The 24,077-nt window shown below is 63.1% G+C and carries 19 protein-coding genes and 1 riboswitch; of the genes, 12 read left to right on the top strand and 7 right to left on the bottom strand.

The genetic code is table 11. The features are described from left to right. Positions 1 to 78 precede the first annotated feature (78 nt). Positions 79 to 294: a helix-turn-helix domain-containing protein gene (locus THI_RS17055; protein WP_013107496.1), complete on the bottom strand. Its 216-nt coding sequence runs from the start codon at positions 292 to 294 to the stop codon at positions 79 to 81. 148 nt (positions 295 to 442) lie between these two features. Here THI_RS17055 and THI_RS17050 point away from each other — a divergent pair, with 148 nt between their 5' ends. Genes THI_RS17050 through THI_RS17040 form a run of 3 tightly spaced genes read left to right on the top strand, consistent with a single transcriptional unit; the run spans position 443 to position 2,865 of the window. After that, the gene (locus tag THI_RS17050; protein WP_013107495.1) at positions 443 to 673 is read left to right on the top strand and encodes a hypothetical protein; all 231 of its coding nucleotides are present in this window, start codon (positions 443 to 445) and stop codon (positions 671 to 673) included. Then, positions 666 to 1,916, top strand: a complete 1,251-nt coding sequence (locus tag THI_RS17045) for a site-specific integrase (RefSeq protein ID WP_013107494.1) — start codon at positions 666 to 668, stop codon at positions 1,914 to 1,916. The genes THI_RS17050 and THI_RS17045 overlap by 8 nt, the downstream gene beginning before the upstream one ends. Then, positions 1,909 to 2,865 carry an HD domain-containing protein gene (locus THI_RS17040; protein WP_013107493.1) on the top strand — a complete coding sequence of 319 codons (957 nt, stop codon included), beginning with the start codon at positions 1,909 to 1,911 and terminating at the stop codon, positions 2,863 to 2,865. The genes THI_RS17045 and THI_RS17040 overlap by 8 nt, the downstream gene beginning before the upstream one ends. 154 nt (positions 2,866 to 3,019) lie before the next feature. Here the strand turns inward: THI_RS17040 and THI_RS17035 are convergent, their stop codons facing one another. From THI_RS17035 to THI_RS17025, 3 genes are read right to left on the bottom strand one after another with little or no spacing between them, the layout of a single operon-like run. Continuing rightward, a complete protein-coding gene (locus tag THI_RS17035) occupies positions 3,020 to 6,118 on the bottom strand; it encodes a tyrosine-type recombinase/integrase (RefSeq protein WP_013107492.1) in 3,099 nt (1,032 codons plus the stop codon). Then, positions 6,115 to 8,589 carry a hypothetical protein gene (locus THI_RS17030; RefSeq protein ID WP_013107491.1) on the bottom strand — a complete coding sequence of 825 codons (2,475 nt, stop codon included), beginning with the start codon at positions 8,587 to 8,589 and terminating at the stop codon, positions 6,115 to 6,117. The genes THI_RS17035 and THI_RS17030 overlap by 4 nt, the downstream gene beginning before the upstream one ends. Beyond that, positions 8,555 to 9,313, bottom strand: coding sequence for a hypothetical protein (locus tag THI_RS17025; protein ID WP_013107490.1), 759 nt, complete (start codon positions 9,311 to 9,313; stop codon positions 8,555 to 8,557). Before THI_RS17025 ends, THI_RS17030 begins: the two co-directional genes overlap by 35 nt. 573 nt (positions 9,314 to 9,886) lie before the next feature. After that, a riboswitch (guanidine-I (ykkC/yxkD leader) is annotated at positions 9,887 to 9,997 on the top strand. A 49-nt stretch (positions 9,998 to 10,046) separates the two neighbouring features. On the opposite strand from THI_RS17025, the gene THI_RS17020 reads away from it, so the two are divergent. The 8 genes from THI_RS17020 (at position 10,047) to cynS (ending at position 20,300) form a co-directional block, all read left to right on the top strand. Then, positions 10,047 to 11,036 carry an ABC transporter substrate-binding protein gene (locus THI_RS17020; protein ID WP_013107488.1) on the top strand — a complete coding sequence of 330 codons (990 nt, stop codon included), beginning with the start codon at positions 10,047 to 10,049 and terminating at the stop codon, positions 11,034 to 11,036. Between the two features lie 35 nt (positions 11,037 to 11,071). Beyond that, positions 11,072 to 11,929 (top strand): ABC transporter permease, encoded by an 858-nt coding sequence (locus tag THI_RS17015; protein ID WP_013107487.1) that lies wholly within the window; start codon positions 11,072 to 11,074, stop codon positions 11,927 to 11,929. Positions 11,930 to 11,940: 11 nt separating this feature from the next. Then, on the top strand, positions 11,941 to 12,786 hold the full coding sequence (locus THI_RS17010; RefSeq protein ID WP_041609386.1) for an ABC transporter ATP-binding protein: 846 nt from the start codon (positions 11,941 to 11,943) through the stop codon (positions 12,784 to 12,786). A gap of 68 nt (positions 12,787 to 12,854) precedes the next feature. Further along, entirely contained in the window at positions 12,855 to 13,592 is a 738-nt protein-coding gene (locus THI_RS17005) for an urea amidolyase associated protein UAAP1 (protein WP_013107485.1), read from the top strand. Positions 13,593 to 13,597: 5 nt separating this feature from the next. Further along, positions 13,598 to 14,323 (top strand): DUF1989 domain-containing protein, encoded by a 726-nt coding sequence (locus THI_RS17000; protein ID WP_013107484.1) that lies wholly within the window; start codon positions 13,598 to 13,600, stop codon positions 14,321 to 14,323. A 74-nt stretch (positions 14,324 to 14,397) separates the two neighbouring features. Next, positions 14,398 to 18,027: an urea carboxylase gene (gene uca, locus THI_RS16995; RefSeq protein WP_013107483.1), complete on the top strand. Its 3,630-nt coding sequence runs from the start codon at positions 14,398 to 14,400 to the stop codon at positions 18,025 to 18,027. After that, positions 18,028 to 19,818 carry an allophanate hydrolase gene (atzF, locus tag THI_RS16990; protein WP_013107482.1) on the top strand — a complete coding sequence of 597 codons (1,791 nt, stop codon included), beginning with the start codon at positions 18,028 to 18,030 and terminating at the stop codon, positions 19,816 to 19,818. Between the two features lie 38 nt (positions 19,819 to 19,856). Next, positions 19,857 to 20,300, top strand: coding sequence for a cyanase (gene cynS, locus THI_RS16985; RefSeq protein WP_013107481.1), 444 nt, complete (start codon positions 19,857 to 19,859; stop codon positions 20,298 to 20,300). A 9-nt stretch (positions 20,301 to 20,309) separates the two neighbouring features. Here the strand turns inward: cynS and THI_RS18200 are convergent, their stop codons facing one another. Both THI_RS18200 and THI_RS16975 read right to left on the bottom strand, forming a co-directional pair. After that, positions 20,310 to 21,041, bottom strand: coding sequence for a hypothetical protein (locus tag THI_RS18200; RefSeq protein ID WP_013107480.1), 732 nt, complete (start codon positions 21,039 to 21,041; stop codon positions 20,310 to 20,312). Next, the gene (locus THI_RS16975) at positions 21,038 to 21,820 is read right to left on the bottom strand and encodes an N-acyl homoserine lactonase family protein (RefSeq protein ID WP_013107479.1); all 783 of its coding nucleotides are present in this window, start codon (positions 21,818 to 21,820) and stop codon (positions 21,038 to 21,040) included. The genes THI_RS18200 and THI_RS16975 overlap by 4 nt, the downstream gene beginning before the upstream one ends. 391 nt (positions 21,821 to 22,211) lie before the next feature. Here THI_RS16975 and THI_RS16970 point away from each other — a divergent pair, with 391 nt between their 5' ends. Beyond that, a complete protein-coding gene (locus THI_RS16970; RefSeq protein WP_013107478.1) occupies positions 22,212 to 23,783 on the top strand; it encodes a site-specific integrase in 1,572 nt (523 codons plus the stop codon). Here the strand turns inward: THI_RS16970 and THI_RS16965 are convergent. Further along, positions 23,780 to 24,064 carry a hypothetical protein gene (locus tag THI_RS16965; protein WP_141130497.1) on the bottom strand — a complete coding sequence of 95 codons (285 nt, stop codon included), beginning with the start codon at positions 24,062 to 24,064 and terminating at the stop codon, positions 23,780 to 23,782. The two genes, THI_RS16970 and THI_RS16965, sit on opposite strands and share 4 nt — an antisense overlap. Positions 24,065 to 24,077: the final 13 nt, after the last annotated feature.

The following is a 24,077-nucleotide window of genomic DNA, read 5'->3' as shown; positions in this document are numbered from 1 at the left end:
CGCCGGAATGGCCTCGCGGCGCACCCCCTTATCTGGGTCATAGTGGGGGATGCGAAAAAGCGGATCTGGCCTCGTGGGCTATCGTGCCGAGGTTCCGGCCTCGTGCCGTAGCAAATCCTGCACTTCACACCCGAAGTACTCGCAAAGCTTGTCCAGCACATCGAGCTCTATCCGCTCTGCAGTCTCGTGATAGAGGCGCGTCAAGGTTCCGCGGTTGATCCCGGTGTCGCGCGCGACGTCCGCAATCTTGAGTTTGCGGTCGCCCAGCAGTGAAGAGAGTCTGCACTTGATCACAATGACCTCCAGCGAATCATTTTTGCAACAGGGAGATCGTTTTGGCTTGCAAAAGATCTACAACGACATAGAATGGTCTCTAGGAGATCATTCCGAGCAATGGGGAGTGAATCCGACCTTCAACGCATCTTACTAGGAGAGCAACACGATGTGCACCTATCTCACCACCGACGAGCTTTCAGCCCGGATCAAGTACGACGCGCGGACAATCCGCGAACGTCTCAAGGACTCCGTGCTGCTTGAAGGCATTCACTACGTGCGCCCATTCGGGCGCCGCAAGATCCTCTACATCTGGGAGCAGATCGAAAAAGACCTCAACGCGCTGTCGGGCGAGTCTTCGGCGATTCGGATGGCAGACGGGAGCGTGTGTCATGCCTAACATCCGAGTCCGCCCAGACACGGGCAAGCTCTTTCTGGACTTCCGGCACGGCGGCAAGCGCTACCGTGAACAGACGTCCATGGAGGACACGAAAGAGAACCGGAAGAAGTTGGAGCGGCTTGCTGCACGAATCCAACGCGATATGCAACTTGGGACGTTTGATCCAGGCGCCTATTTCCCGAAAGCAGGATTTAGCACCCGATCGGCAATAGCATCCGCAACGTCGGCCCCGCCGAGTACCACAGCGACGTTTACGGCGGCAGCGATTCCTCCAACCCCACTGTTCGCCGATTTCGCGCAGCAATGGCAAGCCGAGAACGCCGTGCAATGGCGGCGCTCTTACCAGCGCACGGTTGCCGACATCGTTTCGGTGCACCTGTTGCCGCACTTCGGGCAGCAGGAAGTCGGAAGCATCTCGCGGGAACAGATTCTGATCTTTCGGTCCTCACTCGCCAAAGCTCCGGGCCGCAAGAAGGAAACCCTGTCACCCCGCAGAATCAACGCAGTGATGAACATCCTGCGCGGAATCCTCTTTGAAGCCTCCGACCGCTACCAGTTTACCTGTCCGTTTTACAACATCAAACCGCTCAAGGTCGCCAAGAGCGACGTGCAGCCCTTCACCCTCGACGAGGTCAAGGCGCTGCTCGCGGCCGTGCGCGAGGATTACCGGGATTACTACACCGTGCGTATTTTTACCGGACTGCGCACCGGAGAGATCGACGGGCTCAAGTGGAAGTATGTCGACTTCTCGCGCCGCCTCATTCTCATTCGCGAAACCCTCGTGGCGGGCGAGGAAGACGAGACCAAGACCATCGAGTCCAACCGTGACGTGCAGATGAGCCAGGTCGTGCTTGAGGCCCTCCAAAGGCAATTTGCGCGCACCGGGACTCTGAAGAACTGGGTGTTTTGCAACCGCCAGGGCCAGCCGCTGGATCACAACAACGTCACCAAGCGCGTGTGGTACCCGTTGCTGCGCTATCTCGGCTCCACGCCCCGGCGCCCTTACCAGACCCGGCATACGGCCGCCACCCTCTGGCTGGCCGCCGGCGAGAACCCCGAATGGATCGCCCGGCAGATGGGACACACCTCCACCGAGATGCTGTTCAAGGTCTACAGCCGCTACGTCCCCAACCTGACCCGTCGTGATGGCTCGGCGTTCGAGCGCTTGCTCATCACGGCTATGGCCCGTGTGGACGTGACGCAGAACCTGCCCGCCGCCGCACATGGAGCCCAATATGACTGATCTCACGCACCCCTGTCCCAGCGACTTGCCGATGTTGCCGCAGATCTACCGGCTGGCCAGCGTCAACAGCCGAGCCGATGCGACCGGATGTTTGCATCACACGGCCCATCTGTTTCACACCCAGGCCAGCTTCAAAGCCTGCTGGTCCTCCGGCCAACTCGATGCCCGGCTGCGCAGCGGGGTGTTGGTCAGTCCGCGCTGGAGCGGCCCTGGGCGCAGCGAGAACGGCTGCCTGGCCATCGCGCGGCTGGTGGTCTTGGAGCGGCCCGTGGCCGAGCTGGGATTGTTCCAGACCGCATTGCCCGGATGGCCGGTAGAGCCTGCGCTACTGCAGCGCGCGCACCGGCTGTGGGAGGCTTTGCCGGTTTCCCACCGCCTATTGCTCAACGCCCTCTTTTGGGACGCAGAGCGGTTTCGACGGTTCTGTACCGGCCCGTCTTCGATGGAAGGACACCATCACGACGAAGCGGGCAATCTGCGCCATACCGTCGAAGTGGCCGAGCAGGTGCGCGCACTGGCGACCGACCGGGCGTATGTCGACCGGGATCTGGCCGTGCTGGCGGCGCTGTTGCACGACGCCGGCAAGGCGGAAGAATATCGGCGGCGTGCCGATGGCAGTTGGGGGATGAGCGACCGCGGGCGACTCATTGGTCATCGCACCACCGTCATCGAATGGGTGGCCGGCGCCATCGCCCGCTGGCGCATCCGCCTGCCTGCCGGACACGAGATGGCGCTGCTGCACATTCTGGCCGCTGTTGCGCATGCCCCGGCGTGGATGGGCCTGCGAGAGCCGCAAACCCCGGAAGCGGAACTGCTCTCGCTGGCCGACCGGCTCTCCGGGACGGACGATCTCATGCAGCGATTATTGCCCAACGGGGCAGGCTGGGGCGCCTATCACAAGCACTTGGGACGGCGACCCTATCGGGTGGCAGCGCCCGAACTAGTGTGAGGGCGTTCGTAAAACACGGGATGGCTCGGGTTTGGGAATGGAATGAGGTGGCGGGGCGCTGTGGAGCTTGTGGGCAGCCGCCGACCGGTGGACGGGCGGTGGGCAGGCGGCAGGCTGTCCACAAACTCCCAGCGCAAGGTCGATCTGTTGGAGGTTATGGCCCTTTTCTCACCAGTATGGATATCGTCATCACATAAGCGGCGGCATCCAGAGCGGCGATCAGCCCGCCAGGACGGGCCTTGCCGTGCGCGGCATCGATCACCCGCAACTGCCCATCGGGCGGCGAAGGATGCGAGGGGTGGAATGACCGCGCTGCTTGAACCGAGATCGTCACCGCGCCACCGAGTGCCGTCGCCCAATGATGCACCTGCTCGGTTGCCGTGTGCGCACTGCGCAACGCGGGTTGGAGCTGCCATGACAGCACGTGGGCTTGGAGCACTGGGGAGTGCATCGACAGGGTATCGAGCATCTGCTTCCACCGCCGGGCATCCTCGAGTGCGGTGAACGCCACGGCATGATCATCGCTGTCGTGCAAGCGCCAGTGTAGGCTCAGCGCCTGCTCGGCCGCTGCCGCGTCCGTCCGCCACCAGTGCCGCAAGGCCTCAAGCATGGCCTGGGCCGTGGTGCGCAGCGGCCGCGAGCGCAGTTGCTTGAGGGTGCGAGGCCGTTCGAGTCGCAAATGACCGACGACCATCGGCGCGACAGGGCGTTCGGTTCGCGTGTGTCGTGCCGGGCTGGTACCGCGCAACTGCGCCCACCGCTCCATGACTTGATGGATGCGCTGTGCCAGAGTATCGCTGACTTGGCGCACCGACTCCGTGTCATAGGGAACCCGGCGCAAAGCTGCCAGCAAGTCGAGCGCATCGGTGATGTTCATCAGCGCCGACTCGACCGGAGAGGGCTGGCCAGCGCTGGGCGCCACGCCAGACGGGGGCTCCACGGGCCAGGGACAACACAGGGATTGCGCGTGGGCTGAGGACGTCGCTAACTTTTTAACCCAGTGTGCGCTGCGAACCACCCAACTGCTGCGTGGGCCCAGGCGGTGCTGTTGTACGTCGACCCGATTGACCGTGGAGCCTGCCAACCAGGCGATGACCTTCGAAGGCGGTGATGACGCCTCATGTTGCACCGCCAGACCCAGCAGCAGGTCGAGTAGATGCACATAGCTGCCCAAAGTGGTTTGCGGCGTGGCGTGCCCCATGAAGGCGGCCACAGCCCACAACAAAGGGCGCTGGGCTTGGCCCAGTCCGAGGAGCGCCTGGCGCTTGGGCGCAATGGACTCGGGTTTCACGCCGAGCAGGGCGGCGGCTCCCGGGGTGAGGTCGTCCATGAACTGGGCGAGCAGCGCATTGGCCGCACTATGCCGCAGGTGGTGGAATCGCAGCGACGGTTCCCCGCAGACCGCGCGCATCGCCTCTTGCACCGGGTTGAACAGGGCCTCCTCGGGCCGGGGCTGGTCCGGCGCCTGCGGATCGGGCAGGAACAAGGCCGTCTGCCTGAAGTCCGGGCGGTTTTGTAGCAGTCGTTCCGTTTCCGCATGGATCCGGCGCAGCAGATCCAGTTCCTCCTGAGTGCAGAACGCGCTCAGCGGCAGCACTCGGCGGCCGCTGTCGCGCTTGAGCGCGCGTCCGGCATGGCTGCGCACGAACAGCAGGGGCTGCGGGTACAGTTGCACATCGATCCAGCGCAGCCCGCGGATTTCCGTGCGCCGCAGGCCGCAGCGATAGCCCAGGATCGCCGCCGCCTGGCTGTGGCGTGGCTGGGCGCTGCGCCGCAGTGTTTGCCGCACCGACACGAACTCTGATTCGGTGATCAGTTGGGCGTCGACGCTGGAACCCATACCCTCGTCCAGGTCGGGCGCCGGGCTATCCCACCGTTTGTGCGCACGCACGAAGGTGTCGAGCTGTTGGAGTGCGGTGGCGATGTTGCTGCGATGACGCTCCCCCGTGGCCTGCACGATGGACTGGATGGCATCGTCCCAGACCGTGACCTCGTCGGGAAGATGCGTACCCAGCACCGCAGCGAGTTTGCGATCCACTCGGGCGAGTAGCTCGCGCGCCGAACTCAGGCGAATGCCCTTGCGGCCAGAAGGGCGCAACAGTCCGGTCAGCCATCCGGCCAAGACGACTTCCAGCCGGTCCCGGTCTGTTGCATGCTGGCGCACGAAGTGGCGCAGCACGCGCACGATATGCGGAGCCTGTTGCGGCGCGGCGCGCAGCAGGCGACGGAGTTCGGTAGGGGGGACGATGGCATCGGGCGAAGGCGGCGTTTCAGAGGCGCGGCCCGGCCCGGTGCGCTCCACCGTCAGCGCCGGGATCGGTTCGGGGGCCAGTCGCTGGCCCATCAACAGACGCCACCAGGCGTGCGGCGGCAGACACGCGTTGGCGACAAGACCGCGGGCCGCCTGCGCCAGAAACGGCGGCAGCCGATAGTGCCACTTCGCCTGGGCGCAGCGCACGAAGTCGGTATAGCTGTCCAAGCCCAGGGACTGGACATCCAGAAAGCGTTTGAGTGCCTTCCAAATCGGACGTGCCACAGACGGGGGCGAGTCGGCTTCTTCGCTCAGGGGCGGGCTGTCGCGGCGTTGGTCGAGCCAGCGCAGCGCAAGCAGGGCGGTGAACGGATCGAACAGATGTCGCTGCCAGTTGCCGCTGCGGTCAATCCACTCCGTCCAAACCCGGCGACCATCTGGGCTGACGCGAAGCGTGTTGGCCCTGAGCGCGGCGGCGACTTGCCGGACGCGGTCTTCGCCGATCAGCGCCGACGACCAAATGGCGTTGATGAGAATCTGCTCGAAAGTGATTTCTGCGCCAGTCTGGGCGCTTCGCTGCCAATGGGCTTGAAGCGCCTGCTCGATCAAGCCCTCTTGCGTCAAGGCCGGGAAGGTCAGGGCGTTGAGCGGCGGGGTCGGCCCGCGCAGCACCAGAATCCGCGGGGGAACACGCACGCTCCAGCCGCGTTCCAGCCGCCCGCGCTCCAGCCCGGCGCTGAGATAGTTGGTCGCCCAGCGTCGTTCCGCCCCGGTGAAGGTTTGATCAATGCGTTGGCGCAGCGTTTGCACCGCTTCATCGGGAATGACCAGATCGGGGCGGCCCTGCAGCCAATCCTGCAACCCCTGCTGCGCGATCCACTCACGCACCTGCGCCTGAGCGCGCGCCCGATGGTGCTCTGCGTTCGCGCGGCGTTGCTGCAAGCCGTTCTCTGCGGCCTGCGGCTCGGACGCGGCGACGGCGAATCCTTTCCAGTCGCTCAAGCCCAGCCCCGAACCACGTGAAAGCCAGCCTCGCGCACGAGTTGTTCGATCGGGTCGCGTAAAGACTCGATGACCCTGCGCGCGGGCAGGGCGCTGTAGCGTCCCCAGGGCTCGGCACCGCGCTGCCAGTGCCCCATGAAGAATTCGATGAGCTCGCCCGACAACCCCATTTGCACCAGACGCGAACGCAGCCAATGCCGACTGGTGTTGCGCGGCAGGGTATAGCCGGTGACCTGCTCCAGCGCGGTGTGCATCTCTCGCGTGGGGTGGTCGATGCATTCGAGTCGGCCATGAAATCGCCGCAGATAAAACAGCACCGGCGGCGGTGAGATCAGGGTCTCAGGCGTCAGGCGGGTCAGGGTGGCGCGGGCGTGCTGGGCGTAAACGCGCAGTTGCTCCAGCGCAGTCGTGCAAAGCGGCGCCAGGCGGGTGGCGGATGCGGCAGTATCGTCCTTGTCGCTGAGGAGAACCACGCCGTGATGCCCATCGATCTGGTTCCAGTGGGGCAGCGGTTGCCCCACATCGCGCAACCCCAGACTGAATCGCAGCAGGGCGTGGACATACTGCGTGAAGGCGTTGTGCAGAATCAGTAAAGCGTCGTCGGCCAAGGGAGTGGACCGCGCATGCGTCAGCGCTTGGTCCAGGCTGTGGGCCAGCGCCTGCACCGTCCGGTCGAGCGGGACGATGGGCGCGCCCACACCGATGTCCGATGCGTCAGGTTCGATTGCCGAGGTGGAATGGGCATCGCCGTTCTCGCCCAAGCTCGGGTCTGCCTGCTGCAACGCCCTCCAGGCCCGAGCCTGCTCCTGGCGGATCCAGCGCACGAGGTCACCCGTGGGCACGTGCAGATAGTGCAGCCCGGTGTCGGCCAGTAGATGAGGTCGTCCCGTAGCCAGACTGGCCAGGGCATGATCGCGCCGCTGTTCGACGAGCCGACGAAACATCCATTGCCCCACGGCGCTGAGGGTGAGACGCCCCGCGGTTTGCTGCGCATGGACTTGAAGCCAGTCAGTCGCCTGCTGTTGCAAGGGCTCGAGCACAAACGCGTCAATCCGTGTTTTGTACGGAGGGGTGGATAAGCGCTGCACGCTGGGTAGGGCGTCGATCACGGGACGCAGGACGACGGGAAGCGGAACGTCGATGGCGTCCGCACAAGGCCGTGCTTTGCTCCGGTCGACGCCGTGGTAGCCCGGTTGACCTGCAGGACGTCGCACGGGCAAGCGCAATACCCAGCGATCCAGCAGTAACAAGGGATACCGCGGGGCGGCCTGCGGTGCATCCTGAGCACACGAGAATATCTTCAATGCGCAAAGGCCGCCGTCTTCGGTCTGCAGCGGATGGGACGTCCACAGCGCAAGTCCCAGCAGGGCGGCCGTCTCGCGTGTCGCCGGGTCTTGGCTTTTGCTGTCGGCGCAGAGGGCCTGCCACAGCCGCGCCACTTCCGCTTCGGTGAGTCGCGTCCAATCCGCGGCGAGCAACTGCATCGACCGCTCACGGCGGGCGATGAGCGCCCGGGTGCGCAGCACCTGTTCGGCCAGGCTGCGTTCCTTGGGCACAGGCGGGGTGAGATCGAGCGGGTCGTCTTCGCCAGTTTCGGTCCACTCGACGTATTCTTCCTGCGGGTCGAATTCGGCAAGGCTCAGCCCGCTGCGCTTGAGCGCCTCCACCGTCGTGGTGCGCAGCCGCGTCACGGATTGAATCTGCAGCGCATCGCCGAGATCGAGCCGGAGTTTTTGGGGCGGTGGGCTGTAGGTCTCGCCGCTGTCTTCATCGTTTTCGTCGTCTTGTGCGGCGGTCTTGATCAGATCGTGGTGGCGCAGCACCGGCTCGATGATGCGACGAATGGCATCGACCTGCGACTCACGCTCGCTCGATGTAGGGATGCGGATCCAGTCGTTTGCCAGGGGGCGCTCGGCCAGGATCTGAGGGTGGCTTTGCACCAGCTCGCGCAAGGCTGTGCAGGCGTCGTAAATCGGAGAGGATCCGGCCTGCTCGGCTGCGAGTTGCTGCGCGCGCGCCTTGGCAAACAGCACGACCATCGCGACCGCTTTCAGGATTATGGGATTGTGCGCTGCATTTGCGTTTCGCCAGTGCCAGCTGCCCAACAGCGTGTACAGGGGATGCGAGGACATCACACCGCGAAACGGTTGCAGGCGGGTGGCGGCAGGGCGTTGCAACGGTTTGAGGGCAGGCGGGCTCTTGGACGATGGGGGGTTCAGCACGTTCTGCATCGCCTGCAGTCCGGCAATGACCTCGGCAGACGGCGCCACGACGCCCAGTGCAGTGGCGTCATCTGCAGCGACAGTGCGCAAGGTCGGCAGCAGCAATTGCGTGCCTTCGATGACCAGCGCCAAGGCCAGTGCCGTGTCGGGCGCTTCAATCCACTGCAGTGCCGCGCCCGCGGCGTCGGCATCGCCGCTGAGTTGCCGCAGCGTGTCAAGGACGGTCTGTTGCGCTGTTGGGGTGTGCATCGTCCGCGTCGGCTCGGGTGGGGCGGCGGGTGGACAGCGTCTGACGGGTGACGTCCAGCACGCGGGCCAAGGCGTTCAAACTCTTGATCTGCGGGGTGAGATCTTGAGTCCAACCGTGGCTGCGCGCCTGATCGTGCAGTTGCACGAGTTCGGCTTGCAAGGCCTTGAGCGGGCCGACACTGGTGATCAGCAGCCAGCGTTCAGCGCAGAGCAAGGCGGTGATGTCGTCGTCATGCGTGTCTTTTGGCAAGACCATCGCGGGCACAGCAAACGCGGCAGGCAGCGCAGTGGGCGGCGCACGCTTTCGCTGTTTGGCGCGTGCGGGCGGGGCCGCCGATTCTTCGGTTTGAAGCGGCGCCGTGACCGCGGGTTTCCCGGCAGCGGATGCGGTTTGTGCGGCGAGGTGGAGTGCATGATGGGGACGCAGCGCGCGCCAGGCCAGCAGCCCGGCGAGCACCTCATAGCCTTTGCTCTGCCTGCCCCCCACGGGACGGACGACCAGCGGATGCAAGGTACAGAGGATGTGGATCGCCTTGGGAGTGAAGGTCAGCACATCGTCGATCGGCCGGGGGTGGAGTGCGCTCAGCGCTTGTTGCAATAGCGGATGTTCGTCCCGGATCTGGGGCAGGAGAATGGACTCGCAGGAACCGCCTGCCAGCAATCCGGCGGGGGGGCGTCCGCGACGTTCAGGATGCGCAGGGCTTGCAGCAGGGGCGGCGGTCACGACGAGTCCCTATGAGTCGCCACTCGCGCGGCCAAGTCCTGCCCAAGGTCGGTCGGCAGCGTCGCAAGGGAACAGGGGTTTGGCGCAGGAGTGGGGCAATCGGTCCAGATCAAGTTGCGTTGATGGATCAGCAAAGCGATCGATCCTGAAGGAAATGTATGGAATGCAGAGTCTGCTTGAATTGTCAGCCATACTCAGGGCGCGAGGCAATGGCATAGGTGGGGCTCTGCCGCGACGATCTGCCTCGAAGGTGTTGGTGCCGATTCAAAACTCCGGTGGTCAGTTTTCGGTCGGCGTCAACACGCCAAGTGAGATGCGTGAATGCTAGGAGCGCGACCAGGTCTGCGTGATTGCAGACGCGTTGCACTTGGTTTGGCCCTGTCTTCACTCGTCACCGTAGCCGATGCTTGAACCAATGCTCAATGTGCAATCCGCACCATGCCAGTGCCATAGTGCTCATGAATGGTGCGTGTTGAGGAGGGCATCTGTTCGTTAGAACAGACTGATCATGAGGGGCTTTGCTTGGCATGGTTCCTGCTTTGTACGAGTTAGGAGGCGCACAGTTGAGTGCGCACTGAGGTGAGCTAGGGTTCCGGTCGCTCTTCGTTGGTTGCGATGCCTGGTCCGAGAGCTTGTCGGCTTTGCAACTGCAGAGCTCCACGGAGGGATAAAAGCCCGGGAGGACGCCCAAATGGCGCGCCTCCGACTCATCCCCGACATTCTGGAGCCCGCCATGTCCCTGTTGCAAACGCTTCTTCGCAAAGTTCTTCCTGCTGCTGGCATGCTCACGCTGGCGCTGCACCCCGTGCCCTCCTTTGCTCAAGTCACACTGGGCGTGTCCGACTGGCCGGGCTGGGTGGCTTGGTACGTCGCAGAGAAAGAAGGCTATTTCAAAAAATATGGCGCAGACGTCAAGCTGGTCTGGTTTCCGGACTACATGACCTCGGTCAACGCGCTCTCTGCTGGGCAGATCGATGCCAATTGCCAGGCATTGATCGATACCTTGTCACCTGCCGTGAAGAAGGTGCCAGCCAAGGTCATTCTGGTGACCGACAACTCGGCGGGAAACGATGCCCTGATGGTCAGCAACAACATCAAGTCGTTTGCGGAACTGAAAGGCAAAACGATCGGCCTGGAGATCGGGTCGATTGAAAACTATCTCGCGGCGACCGGCCTGCAGAAAAACGGGCTGAGCGAGAAGGACGTGAACTTCGTCAACATGTCCACGGGGGATGCCGCTGCCGCATTGATCGCCGGGAAACTTCCTGCTGCCGGGGTGTGGAATCCTTGGATCCAGCGCATTCAGACGCATAAGGCCGGACATCCACTCTTTACCAGTAAATCCGCCCCCGGCCTGATTCCTGATGTGGTGTATGCACGTGACACTGCACTGGCCGCACACCGCAAGGACTTCGTTGCTATGACCAAGGCTTGGTTCGATGCGGTGAAGTTCATTGATGCCAATCCGGCCAAGGCGGCAGCCATCATGGCGCCGCATGTCGGGCTCAAACCTGAGGAATATGCACTGAGCCTGGCAGGCACGAAGCTGTTTGGGCCCAAGCTCAATGAAGAAGCGATGAGCAAGAGTGCGTCACCCGTCTCGCTTTACACCAGCACGGCAGCCACCGGCGCGTTTCTCGTGAGCCAGAAGCAGATTGATGCCAGCCCCAATCCGGCAAGTTTCATCGATTCATCGATCGTCAAAGACGCGATGAAGCCCTGAAAAAACTCTGCTGAGTCCCTGTCAACGGAGATCCCATGAGCGCACAACCTCTGGATGCGGGCGGCAGCGTGTCGCTTGCCGCGCAGCCTTCCCAGCCTGGCGGGCAACGTTGGCAAAGCCGCCTGCGTATCAGAGCGGCCATTCCGCGCTGGGTCTATATCGTCTTGTCCATCAGCGGCTTTGTGCTGCCTCTGATCGCCTGGCAGTGGATTGCGGCCAGCGGATGGATGGGATCGCTGTTCCTGCCGTCGCCACTTGATGTGGTGCACAGCTTCGTGGACTGGACGCAGAACGGTTTGTCCAATGACACCCTGATCAGCATTTATCGCGTGGTCATGGGCTTTGTTCTGGCGGCAGCCATCGGCGTGCCGCTGGGCATTTACATCGGTGCGTACAAATGGTTCGAGGCGCTGTTGCAGCCAGTCAATGATTTCGTGCGCTACATGCCGGCCTCGGCATTCATTCCGCTGGTGCTGCTTTGGGTGGGCATTGGCGAGGGCTCGAAGATTGCGATCATTTTCATTGGCGTGATCTTCCAGATCATCGTTATGGTGGCCGACGCGGTGCGACGTGTGCCGGAGAATTACCTCGAAGTCGCATACACCATGGGCGCGCGTCAAGGCGAAGTGATGCAACTGGTGATCTGGCGCGGCATTCTGCCGGAGTTGCTCGACATCCTGCGAATCAATATGGGTTGGGCCTGGACCTACCTGGTGGTGGCGGAGATGGTGGCGGCTAACAGCGGCCTGGGGTTCCAAATCCTGCAAAGCCAGCGCTTTCTCAACACGCCAAAAATCTTCGTCGGCATTTTCATTATCGGCCTCATCGGCCTGCTGTTCGACCTGGCCTTCCGCTGGATCTACCGCCTGGCCTTTCCCTGGAAGCGCGCATGAAGATGCCTGCCATGTCCCAATCCGAAGTCCATTTCGAGACGGTCAGCAAAAGCTTCAAGCGGCGCAACGAGTCTGCGTTGCTGGTGCTCGACCAAGTATCGCTGCATGTCGCGCCGGGCGAATTTCTGGTGCTGGTGGGCGCATCCGGTTGCGGCAAATCTACGCTGCTGCGCATTCTGGCCGGGCTGGAAACCTATGACAGCGGCCGGGTGATTCTGGACGGACAGCCGGTGCATGGCCCTGGCGCCGACCGCGCCATGGTGTTTCAGCACTACAGCCTTTATCCCTGGCTGACCGTGAAGGACAACATCCGCTTCAGCCGGCAGCTTCGGGTGGTGCGCGACCAGCTGACTAGCAGCGATGTGGAGGCTGCCTCGGGCCGCTCCGATGCGCTGCTCAGTCTGATGGGGCTGTCCCATGCGGCGGACTACTACCCCAATCAGCTCTCCGGCGGTATGCAGCAACGCGTCGCGATTGCCCGTGCGTTGATGAACCGCCCCAAACTGCTGCTCATGGACGAGCCTTTCGGCGCGCTCGATGCACAGACTCGCGAGGTGATGCATGACCTGATCCGCCATGTGCATCAGCTTGAAGGAACCACTATCGTCTTCGTCACCCATGACGTGGAAGAGGCGCTCTATCTAGGCGACCGTGTGGTGGTGATGGCGCCGCGGCCAGGTCGGATCGACAGTGTGGTCAGCGTGCCTTTTGGGCGCCAGCGGGAGCAGGACCTGAAAGCCACGGTGGACTTCCTCGGCCTTAAGCGCCAGATCCTGCACCGCATCCGCGAGACTTCAGGCATGAAAACGAACCGGGACATGCTCGAACAACTGAGCCAGCAAGGTTCCCAGAACTGACTTCGAACAGCATCTCTGGCGTATTGCGCGCAAGCATTTCACTTCACCCTGCAAACATCCTATAACCCATGGCCCAATCCATTCATCCTGTCCCTGCAGAGACGTTTCTGTGGGAAGACCTCATCCCGGGAGGCTGTCACTGGTCTGGCGTGCTGCGGCGCGGCACAGCATTGCGTATTGCCGACCACACGGGACGTGCCAATCTGTCCGCCTTGTTTTTTCGCGCAGACGCGCCGATTGAGCGTTACAACATGCCCGACACCCTCAAGGCACAGCACACCGCCATGCTGACCAGAGGGCATGCGTTGTATTCGGATATGGGCCGTGTCCTGTGCTCGATCATCGCCGATACCGCAGGCTGGCATGACACCATTGGTGGCGTGTCCACCGACGCCGACATCATGGGCAGGTACGGTGCATCGCGCTATCAGACCGCGCGCAACGCCATGCATCGCAGCGCAGAGGATGGTTTGCTGATCGAGCTGTTCAAGCACGGACTGGGACGCGCAGATCTTGCGCCCAACGTCAATTTCTTCAGCAAGCTGACGGTCGACGAAGCCGGTCTGCTGCAGTTCGACACCACACATGGCAAGGCAGGACAGTGGCTGGATCTGCGATTCGACATGGACGTGCTGGCCGTGTTTTCCGCCGCGCCACACGCTCTCGACCCACGCCCGGATTACGCCCCCAGCGATGTGCATCTCACCGCCTGGCGTTGCGGCCCGGCTGATGCCCATGACGACTGCCGCAACGCTTGTCCGGAAAACCAACGCGGCTTTTATCGCACCGAACTGCTCTACCGTTGACCATCATGAGTTCATTTAATCTTGTTGAAAGCCCGCTTGATCCCGCGCATGCGATCTATGACCATGTGCTGCCCGCTGGTGAAGGCTGGTTGCATCCCGTGCATGCAGGGCAGACACTGCGCATCCTCGATCTCGAAGGCAATCAGGCCGTCGACACGCTGTTCTACAGCGCAAGCGATTTAACCGAACGCTACAGCGCCACCGAAACCCTGAAAGCGGGAGCGATCTACCTCACCGCGGGCAGTCGCCTCATGTCCAGCCGTGGGCGTGAGATGCTCACGATCACCGCCGACACATGCGGCCGCCACGACACCCTGGGCGGCGCCTGTTCCGCCGAAAGCAACGCGGTGCGATACGCCCTGAACAAGCAGCCCATGCATTCCTGCCGCGACACCTTTCTCAAGTGCCTGTGGCAATACGACAGCGGCCTCTCAAGGGAATGCGGGGCCGCCCCAAATGCCCTTGACTCCCGCGGGGGGCGGGCCGAGCCCGGCTCGGCCCAGGGGGCGCTCACGAAACGTGATCTCACCGCCAACATCAATTTTTTCATGAACGTGCCTGTCACCCCGGAGGGTGGACTGGAGTTTGCCGACGGCGTTTCTGCGCCGGGCAAGTATGTGGAAATGAAGGCTGCGATTGACGTGCTCTGCCTGATCTCCAACTGCCCGCAACTCAACAATCCGTGCAACGCTTACAACCCCACGCCGGTACGCCTGCTGATCTGGAACTGATCGTTCTTTAACCGCGCCGCCGGGACGGCCCGGATGGTTTTGCGACAGCATGGGACGACCCAACCCAGCCCGCCATGTTCCACACTGTTCTGATTGCCAATCGCGGCGCCATTGCCTGCCGCATCATCCGCACCCTGAAACGTATGGGGGTGCGCTCTGTCGCCGTGTACTCCGAGGCCGACCGCGACAGCGCCCATGTGCGCATGGCGGACGCTGCGGTGTGCATCGGCCCAGCGCCTGCCGCGCAAAGCTATTTACGGGCCGATGCCATTTTGGAGGCTGCACGACAGACCGGCGCGCAGGCGATCCATCCCGGCTATGGCTTCTTGTCGGAAAACCCGGACTTCGCGGCGTCCTGCGAGGCTGCTGGCATTGCCTTCATTGGGCCGACGCCCGCGCAGATGCGCGCCTTCGGCCTGAAGCACACCGCACGCGAACTGGCGCGGCAAAGCGGCGTGCCCTTGTTGCCCGGAACGGGGCTGCTGTTGGACGCGGGCCACGCGCTGGCTGAGGCCCGGCGCATCGGCTTTCCTGTGATGCTCAAGAGCACGGCGGGCGGCGGCGGCATCGGCATGCAACTCATCTGGAGCGAAGACCAGTTGGACGCGGCCTACGCCCGGGTGGACCGACTGGCGCGAGCCAACTTCAAGGAAGCTGGCATCTATCTTGAGAAGTATGTGCAGGCGGCGCGCCATATCGAGGTGCAGGTGTTCGGCGATGGCGCGGGCGGCGTGGTGCATCTGGGCGAGCGTGACTGCTCGGTGCAGCGACGCAACCAAAAGGTCATAGAAGAAACACCGGCGCCCCATTTGGCCGATGCCGTGCGCACTGCACTGTGCGACACCGCTGTGCGCCTAGCCCAAGGTGTGCAGTACCGCAATGCGGGTACGGTGGAGTTCGTGCTCGACGCGGAATCCGGCGCGTTCTACTTTCTTGAGGTCAACACCCGGCTGCAGGTCGAGCATGGGGTCAGCGAAGAAGTCAGCGGTGTCGATCTGGTGGAGTGGATGGTGCGGCTGGCCGCGGGCGAGGCGCCCAGCGCGGGCTATGTGCACCAGCCGCACGGCCACAGCATGCAGGTGCGGGTGTATGCCGAAGATCCGGCCAAGAACTTCCAGCCGGCCACGGGGCTGTTGACCGAGGTGCGCTTTCCCGCCGATATGCGGGTGGAAACCTGGGTGGAGACGGGGGCGGAAGTCAGCGCGTTTTACGACCCGATGCTGGCCAAGCTCATCGTGCACGGCAGTGACCGCGCGGATGCGCTCAAGCGCCTGCAGACCGCCCTGGCCGACACGCGGCTTTATGGCTTCGAGACCAATCTTGGCTATCTGCGGCAGATCGTGGCTGACCCCACATTTGCACAGGGCAGACAGACCACGCGCTATCTGGAAGGCCTGCCTGCACAGGCGCGCACGCTGGACGTGCTGGAACCTGGCGTGCAGACCAGCCTGCAGGACTGGCCAGGTCGGCTGGGCTACTGGAACGTCGGCGTGCCGCCCTCCGGCCCCATGGACGCGCTGGCGCATCGCGCCGCCAACCGCCTGCTCGACAATCCGACGGACGCCGTCACCCTGGAGATCCTCCTTGCCGGGCCCACGCTGCGCTTCAACACTGACACCGTGATCGCACTGGCTGGAGCCGACATGGCGGCAACGCTTGACGGTGCGCCTCTGCCCAACTGGCGCAGCCATGCGGTGCGGGCTGGGCAGGTGCTCCAGTTCGGCAATGCAGCGTCTGGCACCGGGGGCGCGCGCGCCTATCTCGCGGTGGCTGGTGGTTTCGACGCTCCGCTGTACCTCGGCAGCCGTGCCACGTTCACCCTCGGCCAGTTTGGCGGCCATGCCGGACGCACGCTGCGCACGGGGGATGTATTGCATCTGGGGAGCAACGCGCGGTCGCAGCCAGGGCATGAAGTTGCAGGCGAGATGCTGCCGATGTACGCGGCGCATTGGGACATCGCCGTGCGCTACGGCCCGCATGGCGCGCCGGACTTTTTCACCAATGATGACGTGGACATGCTGTTCGCCACGGCCTGGGAGGTGCATTACAACTCCAACCGCACGGGCGTGCGCCTCATTGGCCCCAAGCCGCGCTGGGCGCGCAGCGACGGTGGCGAGGCGGGCCTGCACCCTTCCAACATCCACGACAACGCCTACGCCGTAGGCAGCATCGACTTCACCGGCGACATGCCCATCCTGCTCGGTCCTGATGGCCCGAGCCTCGGCGGCTTTGTCTGCCCCGGCGTGGTCGCGGCGGCAGACTTGTGGAAGCTCGGCCAACTGCGTCCGGGCAATACCGTGCGCTTTGTGCCGGTGAGCCTGGATGAGGCGGCCAGACTCGAAGCCTTGCAGGACGCAGCGCTTCAAAGCTTAGGTGCGCCCGATACTGCGTTGCATGTCCATCCCCTTGACCCACCGCTCGCCGCCGCGCCCGTGCTGGAGTCGCCAATCGTTGGGCAGCGGGTTGTGCCCGATCATCCGGTTGGCGTGATCTACCGCGTAGCCGGTGACAAAAACCTGTTGGTGGAATACGGCCCGCTGGTGCTCGACCTGGAACTGCGCCTGCGGGTGCATGCGCTGATGCAGTGGATCGAAGAGCGCCAATTACCTGGTGTTATCGACCTCACCCCCGGCATCCGCTCGCTGCAGATTCACTACGACAACCGCGTGCTGCCCTTGCCCACACTGTTGTTGGCGCTACAAGAAGCCGAGGCGGCGCTGCCACCGGCTGAAGACATGGAAGTGCCCTCGCGCACCGTCCATCTACCCCTGAGCTGGGACGATCCCGCCACCCGGTTGGCTATCGAGAAATATATGGCCGGGGTTCGCAAGGATGCGCCCTGGTGCCCGTCGAACATCGAGTTCATCCGCCGCATCAACGGGCTGGAATCCGTGGATGATGTGTTGCGCACGGTGTTCGAGGCCAGCTATCTGGTGCTGGGCTTGGGCGATGTGTATCTGGGCGCACCGGTGGCCACGCCGCTCGACCCGCGCCACCGCCTGGTCACCACCAAATACAACCCGGCGCGCACCTGGACGCCGGAAAACGCCGTGGGCATTGGCGGCGCCTATATGTGCGTCTACGGCATGGAAGGGCCGGGCGGCTATCAGTTCGTTGGCCGCACCCTGCAGATGTGGAACCGCTGGCGGCAGACGCCCGTATTTAAGGACGACAAGCCCTGGCTGCTGCGCTTTTTCGACCAGGTGCGTTTTTTCCCCGTCAGCACCGAAGAGTTGCAGTCCATCCGGGCCGATTTTTTGCATGGTCGCTATCCACTCGACATTCGTGAAGATCGCTTCCGCCTGGCCGACTACCGCCGTTTTCTGGCAGCGCAGGCGCAGAGCATCGCCGCCTTCCGCGCCACACAGCAGCAGGCTTTTGCCGCCGAGCGCCAGCGCTGGGAGCAGACGGGGCAGGTCGACTGGAGCAGTGATGCCGACATCGCCAGCGCCGGCAGCGACAGCGAACTCGACCTGCCCGCAGGCGCTCGCCCGGTCGCCAGCCCGGTGGCGGGCAGTGTGTGGAAGGTTCTGGTGCAGCCCGGCCAGACCGTCGAGGCGGGGGAGGCGCTGTGCATCCTGGAGTCGATGAAGATGGAAATCAACGTGGCTGCTCCCTCACGCAGCATTGTGGAGCGTCTGCTGTGCCGCGAGGGCGGCACGGTGAGTGCCGGACAAAACCTCATCATCCTGACGGAGACCTGAATGATCATCAGCCTGACCATCCCCGCTCTGCATGCCGCGTATCGCGACGGCAGTCTGACCCCCACGGCACTGATCGAAGAATTGCTGGCGCGCAGCGCACGCTATCCCGATCACGCCATCTGGATCACGCCGCCGGAGCGTGCGCGTCTCCTGGACCGCGCTCGTGAGCTGGAGGCGCATGGCATGGACGACCTGCCCTTGTACGGTGTGCCTTTCGCCATCAAGGACAACATCGACCTCGCTGGAGTGCCCACCACCTGCGCCTGCCCGGACTACGCCTACACGCCACAGCAGTCGGCCACCGTGGTGCAGAAGTTGCTGGACGCTGGGGCCATCGCCATGGGCAAGACCAACCTCGACCAGTTCGCCACCGGGCTCAACGGCACGCGCTCACCCTATGGCGCGTGCCGCAATGCGTTCAACCCCGACTACATCTCCGGCGGCTCCAGTTCCGGTTCGGCTGTGGCCGTGGCGCTGGGGCTGGCAAGCTTTTCACTGGGCACAGACACAGCCGGCTCGGGTCGCGTGCCCGCGGCGTTCAACAACCTCGTCGGACTCAAGGCCACATGCGGACTAATTTCCACCCACGGCGTGGTGCCCGCCTGCCGCTCGCTCGACGTGGTGTCCATCTTCTCCCTCTCTGCGCCCGATGCACAGCAGGTCTTTGCCGTGGCCCTGGGCGAAGACGCCGCTGACGCATACTCTCGCGCGGCGCTGCCGCATGGCTTTGACTTTGGTCGCGCGGCGCAGTTTCGCTTCGGCGTGCCTGCGCGCAAAGACCTGCAGTTCTTTGGCGACGCCGAATCCGAGCGCTTGTTCGACGCTGCGGTGGAGCGGTTGAAGCGTCTCGGCGGCGAGGCCGTGGAGATCGACTTCGCTCCCTTCATGGACACCGCACGCCTGCTTTACGGCGGCCCCTGGGTCGCGGAGCGCTACCAGGCGATCCGCGCCTTTGTCGACGCCAAGCCCGAGGCGCTGTTCCCCGTCACCCGTGAGATCACCCTGGGTGGCGCCAAGCCCCTGGCGGCCGATGCCTTCGCCGCGCAATATCGCCTGCGCGATTTGCAGCGTCAGTGCGCACCGGTGTGGGACGTGGTGGATTGCATCGTCACGCCCACGGCAGGCACCATCTATACCCGCGCCGAGATGCTGGCCGAGCCGCTTGCCCGCAACACCGATCTTGGCCTGTACACCAACTTCATGAACCTGCTGGACTACGCCGCCATCGCCGTGCCGGCAGGGTTCCGGGCTGACGGCTTGCCGCTGGGCATCACCCTGTTCGCCCCGGCGCATCAGGACGTGCCGCTGCTGCATCTGGCCGATCTTTGGCAGGACGACCGCGCGCTGCCCTGCGGCGCAGTGGAAACCGAACCGCCCGTAAAACCCGTTTCACCTGTAGTTGCTATCCCCAGTGGTCAGGTGCGCGTGGCCGTGGTCGGCGCGCATCTCAGTGGTTTGCCGCTGAATGGCCAGCTCACTTCGCGCGGCGCACGTTTGCTGCGTGCAACTCGCACCGCGCCACACTACAAGTTCTACGCCCTGCCCGACGGCAAGCGCCCCGGGCTGATTCGCGTTGTTAGCGGTGGCGCCTCCATCGCCTGCGAAGTGTGGGAGCTTCCCGCCACGGCTTTCGGTTCCTTCGTTGCAGGCATTCCAGCGCCGCTGGGCATCGGTAGCGTGCAGCTTGAAGATGGCAGCAGCGTTGCCGGGTTCATCTGCGAAGGCATCGGCATCGAAGGGGCGAAGGACATTACTGCATTGGCTGGCTGGAAAGCCTATTTGCAGACCTGAGCGCTCTTCCATCTACGACCAAGTAACAAGGAGCTTCCATGAATCGCAACGACGTGACCGAGGCCATCATCACTGCCAAGATTGCCAAAGGCCTGAACTGGTCGGACGTGGCCAAGGCCGTGGGCCAGAGCAAGGAGTGGGTGACCGCCGGATGCCTGGGCCAAATGACCTTCAGTGCCGAACAGGCCGCTGTGATTGGCGCGCTGTTCGACCTCGACGCCGCGGCCGTGAAGCTGCTGCAGGTGGTGCCGTACAAAGGCGCATTGCCCACCGCCGTGCCGACCGATCCGCTGATCTACCGCTTCTACGAGCTCATCAACGTTTACGGCACGACCTTCAAGGAGCTGATCCACGAGGAGTTCGGCGACGGCATCATGAGCGCCATCGACTTCAAGATGGACCTCACCCGCGAGCCCGACCCCAAGGGCGACCGCGTGCACATCACGATGAGCGGCAAGTTTCTGCCCTACAAGATGTATTGATTGGTGGCTTCAGCCGAGGCACGCACCGGAGGCTAGATCCCCCACTGCGCAGTCGATCGACCAGTTCTTAGGCAGAACAACGCTTTGCAACTCGCGCCAGGGGAGGGTGCTGTGCAGGATGCAACCATCGTCTCCGGTGATCACTCCATAGGAGATTTCGAAGTCAGCCAGTCGCCTGAGTTCCTCGATGCTGGCCCGGTTGGCAGACGCACGCGACCAGATCGCCAGGGTTTCCGTGGCGTCCATTGCACGCGGTCGAGCCAACATGAAACGCTTGCCTGAGCGCAGCCAGAGAACCGGACCTGCCGCGCTGCTGCTGCGGGCGACCCAGCCGGACTGATCACTGGCCGGATCGCGTTCCCAGCGTTCGGCATAGTCCGCCTCGATGCCATATTCATCCAGCGCTCTGGTGCATGTCGAAAAGGCCATCTCTCCTCTGTCGCGCCATCCCTTGGGGTGGTAGTCCATCTGGCGGCGCCACTCGCAGCTTGTTCCGTTGACAGTCGTGATGCCAGCAAACCCTTCTTGCTTCAATAGACACAGCAACTGCGCACGGCTGCACTCTGCGAGCGAGGTGCAGCCGGAGCAATCCGGCCGATCCGCCGGAATGCGCAGATCGGCATGCCACCGAGCAGTCTGCATCCACAGCACCAGGGTTCTGTCGTCATAAACCTCAGGAGCGGTCAGCAGCGTTCGGCGCCAAACGCCCTGGTAGCGCTGAGGAACGATGTGCTCGATCAATCGTGGAACTCCGGGAACTGGCACAAGCTCTTCCAGAACGCGAGGTCGTGATTGGGCCAGAGCTGGGCCTTTTCATTTGCTGCGAGGTTTTTGAGTTTGCGAATGCTCTGCACGGCTTGATCGTCCCGCTCCTGCCAGCAGATGCCAGGGGCGATTTCATCACGGAGGTTCTCTTCCAGATCGGCTGCATCGCCACACAAAATGACAGGCGCACCCCGCGGGAGTTCGACCCAGAGAGACATATGACCAGCTGTGTGGCCCGGGCTGGAAATCGCCCGTACACCGGGCACCAAGTCATACTCTCCTTGCATGATTTTCCAGCGATGATTTCCAGCAAAGTCATCAGGGAAATACGCTGGGTCCAGGCCGCTGCGCGCGGCCTCCATCTCGTCATGCTGCACATGCACCTCGGCGCCGCAGATTTCGCACAATCCTCCGGCGTGGTCGAAATGCAAATGACCGAGAAAGACAAGGTCGATGTCAGCCATGGTCAAGCCGAGCCGTTGCAGGTGATGTGGCAGGCGCTGCTCCTCCTGCATGTCGGGTGCGCCGAAGGCGAAGGTCTGCGGGTCGTAATACCGCTCGCGCAGAGACTTGCTCTCAATCTTGCGATAGTCACAGCCCACGTCGTACAGGATGCGTCCCTGCGTGGTCTCGATCAAATACGCAAGGATGGGCGCTTCGATGATCTGCCCATTTCCCCGATTGCGCGTGGAGAGGGACTTGTCATAGCGATGGGTGGCGGTAAGAAGCGGCCACATTCTGAGGACCTGGGTCATATCTTTGCCTTTCCGGAGATGCCAAACTCAGCGCGAATGGCCGCAACAAAGCGCTCAGTCAATTCCTGCGACATTGCCGCACCTTTGGCCGCATCGGCGCCGCGAGCGGATGACAGCACGCCAGACGGTGGCACCCATTCGGGACGTAGAGGCCGGAGGTTCGAATCCTCTCACCCCGACCAAAAATCTTTGCAAAATCAATAAATTGCGAAGATTTTCCGGAAAGAAAAAATCCCGCGAATTGAAATCTGTGGCAATTCTGTGCCACAGATTGCCTCAAAGTCCGGCGTGCGACGCACGCCAAACGGCTTGAGGGCCATGCGTCGCCGACCTTGCGCGGCGCATAAACCTGGTTGCTTCACGGTGTCCCCACTTCGTTTTGGAGACACGCATGGCAACCCTGGAAAACCGCTCCCGTTTTCGCGTCACAGTCAGAAATCGCGAGGACCTCACGCGGGAGTTCCCCTTCAACGCACCAGCGCGCGTGGCCAGCCACATGGCCGAGCTGCGGGCGCAGGGATTCAAACCTGCCGTGACCCAGCTCGAAGACACCATCCTGGTGCGGGTACGGCAGAAAGGCCGCGCGCCACAAACCTTCACCCTGCCGTCGGTCGAGACAGCCGAAAAGCTCATCCGCAAAATCGAGGAGGAGCGCGGACGAGGTCTGTACGTCGACTACGCACGCTCCCACAAGGTCACGGTCGCGCAACTCATGGTTCGGTACTTGAAGGAGAAGGTGCCCAAGCTCAAGTCCGCCGACATGCTCACCTACAAGCTTGAGGCCATGCTCATGGACAGCGGCCCGCACGGAAAGGCGCTGGTCGAAGAGTTCAAGGACTGGCAAAAGGCCCATGGTCGTAGGGTGCACCCCGGCAGCTTTCAGATGCGGACAACCTATGGCAGCCTGGAATGGCTGCACAAACCTCTGCCCGAGGTCACGACCGATGACCTCAACGACTTTATTGAGGAGCGTCTGCAGGACAGCGAACCGGCCACGGTCGACCGTGAAGTCGACATCTTCAGCGCCTTGTTCACGTTCATCCTCGACGTTTGGAAATACCCTCTGGCCGACTCACCCATCAGAGGTGTCCAACGACCACGCTACCGCAACGAGCGTAACCGCCGACTCGCTGACGGTGAAGAAGAGCGCATTTTTGCCGGTGCACGGGCCTGGGACCTCGAACGCGCCGTCGATGCGACCGTCGAACAACTGCTGGCAAGCCATCCCGAGGTCCCCGAGCAGTACCGCAGCCTCTCGCAAAAGAAGCGCATCGAGGCGCGACTGCGCAAGGAATTGCGCCCGGTAGCGCAGGCTCAAGCGCAACCCGGCACCATGATGCAGGCTTTCGTTGCATTCCAGCTGATGACCGCTGCGCGGCGGGGCGAGACCCTCGGATTGACATGGGCCCATGTGGATTTGGTCAAGCAAACCGCGTTCTTGCCCGAGACCAAGAATGGCTTGGCGCGCACCTTGCCGCTGCGCGCTGAACTCGTGGCGATGCTCGACGCCCTTCCTCGCCATGACGAACGGGTGTTCCCCATGAGCGTGGACAAGGTGCGTGACGCCTGGGCTTACATCCTGAACCATGCGCACATTGAAGGGCTTCATATCCACGACTTGCGGCACGAGGGCATCAGCCGCGTCGCCGACACGGGTCAATTCAATCTGGTCGACCTACAGGCCTTCTCCGGTCATCGTGACCTTCGAATGCTCACACGGTATGCCCACCTTTGCGCATCCAAGATGGCGCTGCGACTCGATGCCGCGTTCGCTACCGAGGGTGCGCACTACACGCATAAGGGCCGTGAACGGCTTGCCGAAAAGGCGAATGTCACGATGGCGGAGCTCGTGTCAAACGGGGACGCGTCCACCTTGTCGGTGAACTTCATTGCCGCCACGGCAATGCCCACGCCACCTCGGTCGAACGTCATCGCTTTTCCGGAACGACGCGTAAGAGCCTAGGAGATGCGCTCGAGGAACAGCTCAGCAGCGAAAAGCCACCGCTTACCAAAACCCAGATAGCGGCGCGTGAAAAATTCACGCTTTGGCGGGATTTGTTTGGCCGCGCTTGCGGGCGCGCTTCCGTAAAGCGCGGCGGTGGTCTTGAATCGCGTTGTGATGCGGTGCCCCGTAACGACGTAACGCTGCACCAAACGCGCCTCTTTTTTATGGGAACGCACGCGCCCTGCAGAACCGCCGATGTCCCTCCGACACAACAAGCCCTGGCGCTGCTTGCGACGCAAGGCTCCAGCTCGG

It is taken from the genome of Thiomonas arsenitoxydans, assembly GCF_000253115.1.
GTDB lineage: Bacteria > Pseudomonadota > Gammaproteobacteria > Burkholderiales > Burkholderiaceae_C > Thiomonas > Thiomonas arsenitoxydans.
Note: the sequence above shows the minus strand (reverse complement) of the source record. Positions and strands in the feature narration are given on the sequence as shown.

Bases quoted from the DNA above. Each gene is read 5' to 3' on its own strand.
- THI_RS17050 (WP_013107495.1), top strand. From the start codon at position 443: ATGTGCACCTATCTCACCACCGACGAGCTTTCAGCCCGGATCAAGTAC.
- THI_RS17045 (WP_013107494.1), top strand. From the start codon at position 666: ATGCCTAACATCCGAGTCCGCCCAGACACGGGCAAGCTCTTTCTGGAC.
- THI_RS17040 (WP_013107493.1), top strand. From the start codon at position 1,909: ATGACTGATCTCACGCACCCCTGTCCCAGCGACTTGCCGATGTTGCCG.
- THI_RS17030 (WP_013107491.1), bottom strand. From the start codon at position 8,589: ATGCACACCCCAACAGCGCAACAGACCGTCCTTGACACGCTGCGGCAA.
- THI_RS17020 (WP_013107488.1), top strand. From the start codon at position 10,047: ATGTCCCTGTTGCAAACGCTTCTTCGCAAAGTTCTTCCTGCTGCTGGC.
- THI_RS17015 (WP_013107487.1), top strand. From the start codon at position 11,072: ATGAGCGCACAACCTCTGGATGCGGGCGGCAGCGTGTCGCTTGCCGCG.
- THI_RS17010 (WP_041609386.1), top strand. From the start codon at position 11,941: ATGTCCCAATCCGAAGTCCATTTCGAGACGGTCAGCAAAAGCTTCAAG.
- THI_RS17005 (WP_013107485.1), top strand. From the start codon at position 12,855: ATGGCCCAATCCATTCATCCTGTCCCTGCAGAGACGTTTCTGTGGGAA.
- THI_RS17000 (WP_013107484.1), top strand. From the start codon at position 13,598: ATGAGTTCATTTAATCTTGTTGAAAGCCCGCTTGATCCCGCGCATGCG.
- uca (WP_013107483.1), top strand. From the start codon at position 14,398: ATGTTCCACACTGTTCTGATTGCCAATCGCGGCGCCATTGCCTGCCGC.
- atzF (WP_013107482.1), top strand. From the start codon at position 18,028: ATGATCATCAGCCTGACCATCCCCGCTCTGCATGCCGCGTATCGCGAC.
- cynS (WP_013107481.1), top strand. From the start codon at position 19,857: ATGAATCGCAACGACGTGACCGAGGCCATCATCACTGCCAAGATTGCC.
- THI_RS16975 (WP_013107479.1), bottom strand. From the start codon at position 21,820: ATGACCCAGGTCCTCAGAATGTGGCCGCTTCTTACCGCCACCCATCGC.
- THI_RS16970 (WP_013107478.1), top strand. From the start codon at position 22,212: ATGGCAACCCTGGAAAACCGCTCCCGTTTTCGCGTCACAGTCAGAAAT.